The sequence below is a fragment of the Bradyrhizobium jicamae genome (assembly GCF_018130695.1).
GTDB lineage: Bacteria > Pseudomonadota > Alphaproteobacteria > Rhizobiales > Xanthobacteraceae > Bradyrhizobium > Bradyrhizobium jicamae_B.
In genome coordinates this window covers 26,175-38,266 of sequence record NZ_JAFCJX010000049.1, presented here as the reverse complement: position 1 = coordinate 38,266, position 12,092 = coordinate 26,175, and the positions used below count along the sequence as shown (strand labels likewise).

Below are 12,092 nucleotides of genomic sequence, written 5' to 3'. Positions count from 1 at the left end.
GCAGGGAAGGCCGGATGCCTCCGCCGAACCTGTATGCTCGTGCGCGCACTCTTTTGTGCACATGGCGCACGGGACCGCGGGTGCGGCGTGCACCCGGTCTTCCCTGCGCCCTCGCTATCGAGAGAGGGCGGAACGAGATGGAAAACTCGGGCAAATCATGTCGCGAGAATGCGAAGCTGCGAGTTGTTGAGATCGTGCGCACCACATTCGTCGTCCTGGCGAAAGCCAGGACCCATTACCCCGAATGCGAGTTGTTGCGCGACGCTTTGGCCACGTTCCCATTCACAATCAAATTCGGTGGTAATGGGTCCTGACTTTCGTCAGGACGACGGCTTGAGAGACCTGCGCGCGCGGCTACTCCGCCGGCTCCGCTTCCCCGTCGCTCGCCATGCTGCGGCTGGCCATCAGGCCGAGCGCGATGCCGCCGATGGCGAGGATCGGGATCAGGCGTTTGACGCCGATGGCGCGGACGAGTTGCAGGCCGGTGGCGATCAGCACGGGGTCGGCGAGTGCGGATTGCGCGGCGGCTTTCGCCGCGAGCCTGGCGCGCCGCTCGGCTTCGCGCTTCTGCAGCGTATAGCAGCCGGCCGCGATCAGCGTGACCACGAGGAAGATCGCGGCACCCGCAAGGCAGGCCTGCACGGCCCCATAGTTCTGCAGCACGAAGACAAAGCCGGCGGCACACAGGAAGGCCGTGGTGATCAGCAGCGCGACTGCAACCGCACCGGCGAGCGACGTCAGCCGCATCGTCGAGCTGACAGACGCCTTGATGTCACCGATCAGCCGCTGCAGCATGGTGTTTCCTTGCCTTGAAAAGTGCGTCGACAAAGGAAGCCGCGGCCCACCACCGCCGCCATCTCGACCAGAAGGGTGGTTTGCGAGCCATCGCTGGCCTCATCCGCTCCGTGGGGGAATTGTTACCGGCGCCAGGCGGCGCCGATCAGAAAGCCGAGCCCGAGCGCAAGGCCGACGGTCATCAGGGGCCGCTGGGTGATGACGTCCTCGAGCGACTCCTCGATCGACGACGCCGCATCCTGCGCTGCGCCCATCATCGCACTGCCGCGCTCGGACATGTCGTCATAGGCGGACTCGGCGTTGGCGCGGGCTTCGCTGTAGCGGCGACGGGCCTGCTTGCCGGCATTGTTGGCGAACGCGTTGAGTGCGTCGGTGATCTGCTCGGTGAGGGCGGCAATATCGTTCTTCACGGCGGTGACATCCTTTTCGAGACGTTCGTAGGTGGCTTTGTCCGTCATGTTCTTGATCCCAAAATCGGTGCTCGACATCGAAAGCTCCCGCAAATCTGTGTTGAGACGAAAACGCGTCGCGATCCCTGAAGTTCCCAGTGGGAAACCATTGTTAGTCCTCGGGGAGTTGCGGCGAATTGACCGGCATCAAATGCTCTTTCACGATCAGTGCGACGATCAGCAGCGGCGACGACAGGAAGGCGCCCATCGGGCCCCACAGCCAGGTCCAGAACGCCAGCGCCAGGAATACCGCGAGCGCGTTCAGCGCCAGCCGGCGGCCGACGATGGTCGGCGTCACGAAGTGCCCTTCCAGGAAGGTCGCGACCGCAAAGCAGGCCGCCGCGACCAGGCCGCCGCCGATGGTCGGAAACGAGATCACGCCGACCACGACCAGCACGGCGAACATCGCGACGGGGCCGATGATCGGAATGAAGTTCAAGGTCGCGGCCAGCGCGCCGAGACCGGCCGGATTGGGCATGCCCGTGGCGGCGCAGATCACGCCGGTGACGATGCCGACGCCGACATTGATCATGGTCACCGTCAGCAGGTAGTTGCCGAGATGGATCTCGATCTCGTTGAGGATCCGCAGCGTCCGCAGCCGCGCCGTGCGGTCGCCGAAGGTCAACACCAGCGCGCGGCGCAAATCCTTCCAGCTCGCGATGAACAGGATCAGGGTTGCGACGAACAGCAGGAATTCGGCGAAGGTCGGCGACAGGAATTCCAGCGTCGGCTGCACCCATTCGAATTTCGGCAGCTGGAAGCTGGCGAGCGTCTCCGAGCCGCCGACCATGCTCTGCAGCTCCTGCCACAGCTGAAGCGGGCGATCGAAGACGTGCATCTTCTCCCGCAGCGTCGCGCCGAGCTCGGGCAGCCGCGAGCCCCACTCCATCGCGGGCGCTGCGATCAGGCCGACCAGGAAGGCGACGGCGGCGCCGACCGCGACCACGATCAGCACCGCGCCGAGCGCGCGCGGAATCCGGTAGCGCTCGAGGAAGCTCGCCGCCGGCGACAGCATGGTGCCGACGATGAAGGCCATGGTGGTCGGCAGGAAGAACGCGCGCGCCAGATAGAGCACGGCGACGACGACGATGACGAGAAGGCAGACCAGCGCAAAGGCGACGACCTCGGCGCGGCTGATGACGGGCGGCAGCTCGAGCTTGCTGTCGGGGACCGGCGTGCCTTGATTCCCGGTCCCTTGGGTCGCGCTCGCCATCACACGTTCACTGGGAAGGACACGCACTCCAGCTCTCCCTGCCCGGACACGAAAAGACACGAGCCGCGAAGTTGCCCCGCGCGCAATCTGCGCCCTGACAACGGACCGCGGGCGGAAAAGTTCCGTCGCGGAATCGTGAGGCCGGGCGCCTTGACAGTCGCCGCTTCGCGAAGACCGCCGGCGGAACGGATTTGCGTCGCTTCGCGTTTGCTAGGGCAGCGCATCATCGCGATGCGCATCTCATCTCAAGGGGCAGCACATGACACAGACGTCTGCATCCATCCGCCGGCGCCAGCCATCCTCCCACGCCGTGCGCGCGTTCGTTTTCACCACCACCCTGCTCGCGGCACCCTTCCTCTTCACCGGCAGCGCGCGCGCGCAGGTGCTCGGCTACGCCACGGCCCAGCCGAGCGGCTTTCCGACCGACGAGGTGATGGCCGATCCGACGCCGGACGAGGGCGCCGTTCCGGAGCGGCTGCGCCGCGCGGTGGTGGCACTCAATACCAATGAAGCGCCCGGGACGATCATCATCGATACCGGCGCGACCTCGCTCTATTACGTGCTCGGCCAGGGCCGTGCGATCCGCTACGGCGTTGGCGTCGGCCGCGACGGCTTTACCTGGGCCGGCACCCAGACCATCAGCCGCAAGGCCGAGTGGCCGGACTGGCATCCGCCGGCCGAGATGATCCGCCGCCAGCCCTACCTGCCGCGCTTCATGGCCGGTGGTCCCGGCAATCCGCTCGGCGCGCGGGCGATGTATCTCGGCACCAGCGAGTACCGCATCCACGGCACCAACGATCCCTCGACCATCGGCAAGTTCGTCTCCTCCGGCTGCATCCGGCTGACCAATGAGGACGTCAGTGACCTGTTCAGCCGCGTCGATGTCGGCACCAAGGTGGTGGTGCTGCCGAAGAACGCGCCGCATCTGGCCGCGCGCGAGCTCAATACGACGACGCAGATCTCGGTCCGTTCGGCGCAGCAGCCGCGTCCGGCTGGCAGGATGCTGCCAGCGGACCGCCAGGCCATGACCGTCTCGATGTCGTCGACCGATTGAAGGATGGATGATGGTGAGGCGGAACACGACACGGTGGGTTCTCGGGGCGGCAGCCATGTTTGCCGTCTCCCTTGCGCCCGCCGCGCAGGCCCAGGACTTCTTCTCGCAGCTGTTCGGCGGCTTCGGCCGCCACGGTCCGCCGCTGATCCGGATGCCGTTCGACGACGGACCGCCGGCGCCGCGGGTCGAGCGTCAACGTTACGGCGGCGGCCAGGCCTATTGCGTGCGGACCTGCGACGGGCGCTACTTCCCGCTGCCGGCCTCCGACAACCAGAGCCGCGCGGCGACCTGCAACAGCTTCTGCCCGGCAAGCGAGACCAGGATCGTCTACGGCGGCAGTATCGAGGACGCCGCGACCGAGCAGGGCGAGGAATATTCCGAGCTGCCGAATGCGTTCCGCTTCCGCAACGAGCTCGTCGCCGGCTGCACCTGTAACGGCAAGGATCCGGTCGGGCTCGCATCGGTGAAGATCGAGGACGATCCGACCCTGCGCAAGGGCGACATCGTCGCCAGCGAGAGCGGCCTCGTCGTTGCCACTCCGGATCGTCGCGGTGCGTCGCTGAACTTCACGCCGGTGCCCGACCGCATCAAGGCGAAGTACCAGCGCCCGGCGGTCGTGGCGAAGGAGTAGACGCGATCAGGCGGCGCGGATCTTGCCGAGGAACTGGGTGACCTGCTGGCCGAGCTGCTGGCTCTGCGTCTCCAGGGTCTCCGAGGCGCGGCGGACATCGTCGGCAGCGGCAGCCGACGCATCCGCGTCGAGCTTCACTCCGGTGATGTTGTCCGAGACGTGCTTGGTGCCTTGCGCGGCGAACTGAGTAGAGCGCGTGATCTCCTGGGTCGCCGCGCCCTGCTCCTGCACGGCGGCGGCGATCGCGGTGGCGACCTCGTTGACCTCGCCGATGATGCCGCCGATGCTCTTGATGGCATCGATCGCATCGCCCGCCACCTTCTGGATGTCGGCGATCTGCTCGGAAATCTCCTCGGTCGCTTTGGCAGTCTGGCTGGCCAGCGATTTGACCTCGGACGCCACCACCGCAAAGCCGCGGCCCGCATCACCGGCACGCGCGGCCTCGATGGTCGCGTTCAGCGCGAGCAGATTGGTTTGCGCGGCGATGCTGTTGATCAGGCCGACCACCTCGCCGATCCGCGCGGCGGATTTGGCGAGGCCCTGCACGGTGCCGTCGGTCTCGCTGGCCTGGCTGACGGCGCGGCTGGCGATCCCGGCGGCGTGCGCGGCCTGCTGGCTGATGTCGTTGATGGAGGCGCTGAGCTCTTCGGCGGCGGCCGCTACCGTCTCGACGCTCATCGAGGCTTCGCCGGAGGCCTTCTCGGCGACCTCGACGCGCTCATTGGTCTGCCGCGACACGGTCGACAGCCCGGTCGACGTGCTGCGCATCTGGCCGGAGGCATCGCCGAGCTGATGCAGCGTCTCGCGCACGAGCCCCTCGAACTCGCCGACATAATTCTCGATCGCAGTCTGGCGCGCCGCGGCGCCGGCATTGCGCTCGCGCTCCTGCGCCTCGATCCGGACCTTCTCCCCGGCCTGCTGCTTGAAGGTCTCGAGGGCGCCCGCCAGCGCGCCGATCTCATCGGAACGCGAGGCATAGCCGGTGTCGACGGCGAGATCGCCGGAGGCGACTTTCAGCATGGCGTCGCGCATCCGGTGCAGGGGCGTGATGACGCGGCGGCTGATCAGCGTCATCGCGCCGACGGTGAGGCCGATCGCAGCCATGAGCAGGACGAGTTCGACGATCAGCCGGCGCTGCGCGGAGGCGTGCTGCGTCGCTGCGTGCGCCTTGGCGGCATCGAGCGCCGCTTCGGCCACGCCGACGGCTGCAGCGAGCCGGCCGACGGTGACCGGTGTCCACTGGTTCGCCGTCATCTCGGGCTTCTCGCCGGTGAGCATTGCGTTCAGCAGCCGGTCGCGCAGGCCGAGGAACTGCGGGTCGAAATAGGCGGTCTTGTTGGCGGCCAGCGCGCTCGACAGCGACGGCGGCAGCTGCATGCCGGCGGCGGTCAGCTCCAGCGCGCTCCAGGCGGCATCGATGCCGCCGACGAACTTGCCGTAATTGGCCTTGATCTCCGGTGTGATCTTGCCGCTGGAGAGCCCGGTCGAGACGATCAGCGAAGCTTCGCCGGCGGTGTTGCGCAGCAGCCAGGCGATCTGCTTGATCGCGAGCAGCTGGTCGATGGTGGCGTCCTTGTGGTTGACGTCGGCGGCGAGCACGGCGGACAGCTTGTCCATGACGTCGAGCAGCGCATTCACCGTGGCGGTGTAGTCCTTGGCGAGGTTGGCCGGGCGCGAGGCCTTCGGCTTGCCCATCGCTTCCCAGAATTCCTTCTGCTGCGCGGTCGCGGTCTTGAACAGCCGGTCGAGCTCGGGCACCAGCGTGGTCTGCTGCGCGAAGTCGATGCTGCCGAGCACGGGCAGCGCATTGGCCATTGCCGGCATTTCGGTGTCGCGGATGCTGCGCAGATATTTCTCGATATCCGCATCCATCGGCGCATCGGAGTTGAGCAGCCGTGCGGTCGTGGAGCGATCGGTGCGCAGGTTGTGCATCGCCTTGAACATGCTCGCCGAAGCGTCGGCAATCACCGCGATGCGGCTCGCCACCTGCAGGCGGCCCCAGGTGTCCCAGGCGGTCAGCGAAATCGCCACCACCACGCAGCACGAGGTGACGAGGATGACGGCTTTCAGCAGCGCGGACACGGACAGGCGATTGAGCATGGTGCTTCCCCCAAAGCTGCCGCCATTAGGGGATGGAAGGGTAAAGACTTCGAAAGCAGGGTGCTCGTAGAACTACTGAGCCGTTGGAATCGTTGGCATTTTTCCAGCAACGCTCGGTTCCGCAATCCGGAACCCGCAACTCATTGGTGCGTTAGAAGAGGCCAGTCGCACTTTCAACATGCCACAGGGGGCCCGCATGCTCGTCGGCGTACTCGTCACATTCCTCGTCGTTATCCTCGTCCTCTATCTCATCAACATGCTGCCGCTCGATGGACGGGCCAAGCAGATCGCGCGCGTGGTGGTCATCATCATCGGCATTGTGTCGCTGCTGAAATATCTCACGGTGTTCTAGGAGCATCCAACCATCACCTCGTCATTGCGAGGAGCGCAAGCGACAAAGCAATCCATGTCACAGCAAGCGGCAATATGGATTGCTTCGCTTCGCTCGCAATGACGAAAGAAAAAAGCCCCGGCAATGCGCCGGGGCTTTTGCATGCGATGTCGGCTGGATCAGCCGGCGGCCTTCGCCTCGCGGCGACGCGCGGTCAGGATGTATTCGGTGTAGCCGTTCGGCTGGGTGCGGCCCTCGAACACGAGATCGCAGGCAGCCTTGAAGGCTGTGCCGTCGAAGGCGGGCGCCATCGGCTTGTAGAGCGCGTCGCCCGCGTTCTGCTTGTCGACCACCACAGCCATCCGCTTCAGCGACTCCATCACCTGATCCCTGGTGATGACGCCCTGGTGCAGCCAGTTCGCCAGATGCTGGCTCGAGATGCGCAGGGTGGCGCGGTCTTCCATCAGGCCGACGTCATGGATGTCAGGCACCTTGGAGCAGCCGACACCCTGGTCGATCCAGCGCACGACGTAGCCGAGGATGCCCTGGCAGTTGTTGTCGATCTCCTGCTTCACGTCATCGGGCGCCCAGTTCGACTGCGACACCGGGATGGTGAGGATGTCGGAGAGCTTTGCGCGCGGCCCGCCCTTGGCGAGCTCCTGCTGCCGCGCGGTGACGTTGACCTGGTGATAGTGCAGCGCGTGCAGCGTGGCGGCGGTCGGCGAGGGGACCCACGCCGTGGTGGCGCCGGCCGAGGGATGGCCGAGCTTCTGGGTCAGCATGTCGGCCATCTTGTCGGGGGCTGCCCACATGCCCTTGCCGATCTGGGCATGGCCGGGCAGGCCGTCGACGAGACCGGTGTCCACGTTCCAGTCCTCATAGGCCTTGATCCAGGGCTGCGCCTTCATGTCGTTCTTGCGGATCATCGGCCCCGCTTCCATCGACGTATGGATCTCGTCGCCGGTGCGGTCGAGGAAGCCGGTGTTGATGAACATGATGCGCTTGGAGGCACGCTGGATGCAGGCCTTGAGGTTGACCGTGGTGCGGCGCTCCTCATCCATGATGCCGACCTTGATGGTGTTCTCGGCGAGGCCGAGCATCTTCTCGACCTCGGCGAAGAGGTCGCAGGTGAGCGACACTTCGTCGGGGCCATGCATCTTCGGCTTGACGATGTAGACCGAGCCGGTGCGGCTGTTCCTCGTCTTGGAGTTGCCCTTCAGATCATGGATCGCGAGCAGGCCGGCGACGGCGGCATCGAGCAGGCCTTCCGGAATCTCCTCGCCCTTGGCGTCGAGCACGGCGTCGGTGAACATGTGGTGGCCGACATTGCGCATCAGCAAGAGGCTGCGGCCGTGCAGCTTCAGCTCGCCGCCGGCCGGCGTCTTGTAAACGCGGTCGGCGTTGAGCGAGCGGGTCAGCGTCTTGCCGCCCTTCTCGAAATCGGCCGACAGCGTGCCGTTCATCAGGCCGAGCGTGTTGCGATAGACCAGCACCTTGTCCTCGGCATCAACCGCGGCAACGGAGTCTTCCATGTCGAGGATGGTCGAGACCGCCGACTCCAGGATCATGTCGGCGACGCCAGCCGGGTCATCCTTGCCGATGGTGTTGTTGCGGTCGATCTTGACCTCGACATGCATGCCGTTGTTGACCAGCAGCACGGCCGACGGCGCAGCCGCGTCGCCGAGATACCCGGCGAACTGCGCGGCGTTCTTCAGCGCGGTCGCGTTGCCGCTCTTCAGCTTCACCGAGAGCTGGCCGGCGATGACGCTATAGGAGGTGACGTCGGTGTGGCTGCCGGTCGCGAGCGGCGCGGCGGCATCGAGGAAGGCCTTGGCCTTCGCAATCACCTTGTCGCCGCGCGCCTTGTTGTAGCCGCGGCCACTCTCGCTCGGATCATGCGGGATCGCGTCGGTGCCGTAGAAGGCATCATAGAGCGAGCCCCAGCGCGCATTCGCGGCGTTCAGCGCGTAGCGCGCATTGGTCAGCGGCACCACCAGTTGTGGACCGCAGATCTTGCCGATCTCGTCGTCGACATTGGCGGTCTCGACCTTTTGTGTGGCCGGCTCGGGCAGGAGATAGCCGATCTCCTTCAGGAAAGCGGTGTAGGCGTTGATGTCGAACGCCTTGCCCTTGTGGGCGCGATGCCACTCGTCGATCTTGGCCTGCAGGGTGTCGCGGAACGCGAGCAGCTCGCGGTTCTTCGGGCCGAGCTTGGCGATGATGGCGGCAACGCCTGCCCAGAAGGCGTCGGGCGTGATCGAGGTCTTGGGGGTCGCCTCCTTGGCGATGAAATCGAACAGGACAGGGGCGATCTTCAATCCGTGGGCATCGACACGAGTCATGATGGGCTTTCTCAAAAAAATCGGGCGTTTAGAAGCTGTTTTCAGTTGAAAACAGCAAAAAACGCGCCAAAGGGCCGCGTTCACGGCCCTTTTAGCCCTAAAGCCACGGCTCTGAGAAGGCCCCCTTATGGCCGACTTATAGGCGTCATCCCCCAGCTCATGAGAGGCATCCAGGACGCCGCCGCCCGGCCGGGCGACGACATCTTGAGGAGGCTAGATATTGGCCGCGAGGTCGACCACCTCGTCGAACAGGACGCCGGTCCGCTTCAGCAACTGTTCGATCTCGTCGGCGCCGTCGGCCACCGAACGCGTCGAAGTGTCGATGGTCAGTTCGGCATTGGCCGGCGGCTGGTAATCGTTGGTGATGCCCGTGAACGACGGCAGGCCGCCGGAGCGTGCCTTGGCGTAATGGCCTTTGGGGTCGCGGGTCTCGCAGACCTCGGCCGGTGTCGCGACATAGATCTCGCGGAACGCGGTGTCGGCGATGCGGCGCGCGGTGGCGCGATCGACAGCCGACGGCGAGACGGCGGCGACGATTGCGATGTGGCCGTTGCGGGCGAGATGCGTCGCGACCTCGGCGAGGCGACGGATGTTCTCGGCGCGATCTTCGGCAGAGAAGCCAAGATCGCTGTTGAGACCGGCGCGCACCGTGTCGCCGTCGAGCAGCACGGGCGAGCCGCCATTGCCGAACAGCTTGCGCTCCAGCGCGCGCGCCAGCGTCGATTTGCCGGAGCCGGGCAGGCCGGTGAGCCAGACCACCGCGCCGTTATGGCGATAGCGCGCCGACCGCTCGTCGGGACGCAGCGCGGATTCAACGGGAACGATGTCGACGGGAACGGCGCGTTGGCCGGCGTCGACCGACAGCACGAGGCCACCGCCGGCGATGCGGCCGTTGACCTCGATCACCAGGCGTCCGGTGCGCGGGTTCTCGGTGTAGGGATCGGTTGCGACCGGCTGCGCCAGCGAGATGTCGATCTCGCCGACATGATTGCGCGCGATCGCCTTGTTCTCTTCATTCGACAGCGCGCCGGGATCGATCGCCTTTTCGATCGCGACCACGGTGGCGCGGCTTTCCTTGGTGCCGAGGCGGATCAGGATCTGCTCGCCCTTGGTCAGCGGCTTGTCGTGCAGCCAGAAGATCCGCGCGCGGATGCGGCGGGTGTCGCGCGGGCTCTGCCCGACGTGAGCGATGATGTCGCCCCGCTCGAGGAACAGCTCGCGGTCGAGCGTGATGCCGACCGAGCGTCCGGCGGTCTGCGGGCCGTCGACCGGCGTCACCGGCCAGCTCTCGACCGTCTTGATCTTCGCGATCTTGCCGGCCGGCATGATCACGATCTCGTCGCCGCTCTTGAGGCTGCCGGATTCGATGCGGCCCGCGACGATGCGGCGGTCGTCGAACTTGTAGATCGCCTGCACCGGCAGGCGCAGCGACAGCTCCGCCAGCGGCCGCGCCGGCTCGAGCGCATCGAGCGCCTCGACCACCGTCGGTCCCTTGTACCAGCCGATCCGCTGGGTGATTTCGGCGACGCCGTCGCCATCGCGCGCGGAGATCGGGATCACCGCCGACGGCGTGACACCGAGGCCGATCAGATGCGCGGAAATCTCGTCGCTGATCTCCTTGAAGCGATTGGCCGAGAAATCGACGCGGTCCATCTTGTTGACGACGACAGCGACCTGCTTCACGCCGAGCAGATGCAGGAGGTAGCCGTGCCGCCGGGTCTGGTCGCGCACGCCTTCCAGCGCATCGATGATCAGCACCGCGCCGTCGGCCTGCGAGGCGCCGGTGATCATGTTGCGGAGGAATTCGGCGTGGCCGGGCGCGTCGATCAGCACGACGTCGCGCGAACGGGTGCGGAAACGGATCTGCGTGGTGTCGATCGTGATGCCCTGGTCGCGCTCGGTCTGGAGCGCATCGAGCAAAAAGGACCACTCGAACGGCATGCCGCGCCGCGCGCTGACGGCCTTCAGCATCTCCAGCTTGCCGTCCGGCAGGCTGCCGGTCTCATGCAGGAGGCGGCCGACCAGGGTCGACTTGCCGTGGTCGACATGGCCGACGATGACGATGCGGACTTGCGGCCGGGTCGTGCCGTTCGGCGTAGCCGAAATCGAGGCGGTGGGAAGGATCATGTTCATCGGAGCGCTCACGCCAAAACGGGTCTTGAGAAGGGAAGATCAGAGATAGCCGGCGACACGCAGCCGCTCGAACGCATCCTCGGTCTCGTGGTCGAGCGCGCGGCCGGCGCGCTCCGGGATCTTGGTGGCGTCAAGCTCGGCCAGGATCTCGTCGATGTTGGACGCGGTCGAGGCCACCGGGTTGGTGATGTCCTGATCGCCCAGCGAGCGATAGCGCTTGCCGTCCTTGGCGAGATACAGCGGGATGATCGGAATGCCTTCGCGCTTGGTGTAGGCCCAGATATCGGCCTCGGTCCAATGCAGGATCGGATGGATGCGCAGATGCGCGCCCTGCGGCGGCGAGGCGTTGAAGTGATCCCAGAATTCCGGCGGCTGGTCGCGCACGTCCCATTCGCCTTCGAGGCCGCGCGGCGAGAACACGCGCTCCTTGGCGCGGGTCGCTTCCTCGTCGCGGCGGATGCCGGCGATCAGTCCGTCAAAGCCGTATTTGTTGAGCGCCCACTTCAACCCTTCGGTCTTGCGGGCGGCCGAACGCGCGGCCGGCGGCAGCGTGGGATCGACGGCGTCGATCGGCGGGCAGGGCTCGACCTTGAGATCGAGGTCCCATTCCTTGCCGAAGCGATCGCGGAACGCGTACATCTCCGGAAACTTCTTGCCGGTGTCGACATGCAGCGCCGGGAACGGCACGCGGCCGAAGAAGGCCTTCCGCGCCAGCCAGATCATGACGTTGGAGTCCTTGCCGAGCGACCACAGCAGCGCCAGCTTCTTCAGCCGCGCAAAGGCCTCGCGCAGGATGTAGATGCTCTGCGCCTCGAGCTCGTCGAGGTGATCCATCGACGGCGGAGCGAGCGGCCCGGCAGAAGAAATTTTCGGCACGGAAGATGCTTTGCCGAGGGCTGCGGCTCGCGCCTTGGCTGCGGGGGATTCGTTGTCGAGAAGATGCATCTCTGGGCCTTGGCCTTGGGAGGTGGAAATTCTAAAGTTGCGCCGCAATAGAGAAGAAATAATTTTCTCTTTGTCGGGCTTGATCGACACATAAATAGA

10 protein-coding genes are annotated in these 12,092 nt (G+C 65.8%); 3 read left to right on the top strand and 7 right to left on the bottom strand.

The window, feature by feature from the left end; translation table 11 throughout:
* Positions 1–354 precede the first annotated feature (354 nt).
* From JQ604_RS39745 to JQ604_RS39735, 3 genes are all read right to left on the bottom strand, one after another.
* Complete coding sequence (locus JQ604_RS39745) at positions 355–795, bottom strand: hypothetical protein (protein WP_212366209.1); 441 nt, start codon at positions 793–795, stop codon at positions 355–357.
* Positions 796–917: 122 nt separating this feature from the next.
* Positions 918–1,283 carry a DUF883 family protein gene (locus JQ604_RS39740; RefSeq protein WP_212366208.1) on the bottom strand — a complete coding sequence of 122 codons (366 nt, stop codon included), beginning with the start codon at positions 1,281–1,283 and terminating at the stop codon, positions 918–920.
* A 73-nt stretch (positions 1,284–1,356) separates the two neighbouring features.
* Positions 1,357–2,484, bottom strand: a complete 1,128-nt coding sequence (locus JQ604_RS39735; RefSeq protein WP_212366207.1) for an AI-2E family transporter — start codon at positions 2,482–2,484, stop codon at positions 1,357–1,359.
* Positions 2,485–2,716: 232 nt separating this feature from the next.
* Here JQ604_RS39735 and JQ604_RS39730 point away from each other — a divergent pair, with 232 nt between their 5' ends.
* Both JQ604_RS39730 and JQ604_RS39725 read left to right on the top strand, forming a co-directional pair.
* Positions 2,717–3,511 carry a L,D-transpeptidase gene (locus JQ604_RS39730; protein ID WP_212366206.1) on the top strand — a complete coding sequence of 265 codons (795 nt, stop codon included), beginning with the start codon at positions 2,717–2,719 and terminating at the stop codon, positions 3,509–3,511.
* A 10-nt stretch (positions 3,512–3,521) separates the two neighbouring features.
* Positions 3,522–4,142 (top strand): DUF2865 domain-containing protein, encoded by a 621-nt coding sequence (locus JQ604_RS39725; RefSeq protein ID WP_212366205.1) that lies wholly within the window; start codon positions 3,522–3,524, stop codon positions 4,140–4,142.
* 6 nt (positions 4,143–4,148) lie between these two features.
* On the opposite strand, the gene JQ604_RS39720 is transcribed toward JQ604_RS39725, so the two are convergent.
* Positions 4,149–6,242: a methyl-accepting chemotaxis protein gene (locus tag JQ604_RS39720; RefSeq protein ID WP_212366204.1), complete on the bottom strand. Its 2,094-nt coding sequence runs from the start codon at positions 6,240–6,242 to the stop codon at positions 4,149–4,151.
* Between the two features lie 196 nt (positions 6,243–6,438).
* Here JQ604_RS39720 and JQ604_RS39715 point away from each other — a divergent pair, with 196 nt between their 5' ends.
* Complete coding sequence (locus tag JQ604_RS39715; RefSeq protein WP_212366203.1) at positions 6,439–6,594, top strand: Thivi_2564 family membrane protein; 156 nt, start codon at positions 6,439–6,441, stop codon at positions 6,592–6,594.
* Positions 6,595–6,752: 158 nt separating this feature from the next.
* Here the strand turns inward: JQ604_RS39715 and JQ604_RS39710 are convergent, their stop codons facing one another.
* From JQ604_RS39710 to cysD, 3 genes are all read right to left on the bottom strand, one after another.
* Positions 6,753–8,915, bottom strand: a complete 2,163-nt coding sequence (locus JQ604_RS39710) for a malate synthase G (protein WP_212366202.1) — start codon at positions 8,913–8,915, stop codon at positions 6,753–6,755.
* Between the two features lie 213 nt (positions 8,916–9,128).
* Positions 9,129–11,048 (bottom strand): adenylyl-sulfate kinase, encoded by a 1,920-nt coding sequence (gene cysC, locus JQ604_RS39705; RefSeq protein WP_212366201.1) that lies wholly within the window; start codon positions 11,046–11,048, stop codon positions 9,129–9,131.
* Positions 11,049–11,087: 39 nt separating this feature from the next.
* On the bottom strand, positions 11,088–11,882 hold the full coding sequence (gene cysD / locus JQ604_RS39700) for a sulfate adenylyltransferase subunit CysD (RefSeq protein WP_212366212.1): 795 nt from the start codon (positions 11,880–11,882) through the stop codon (positions 11,088–11,090).
* Between the last annotated feature and the right edge of the window lie 210 nt (positions 11,883–12,092).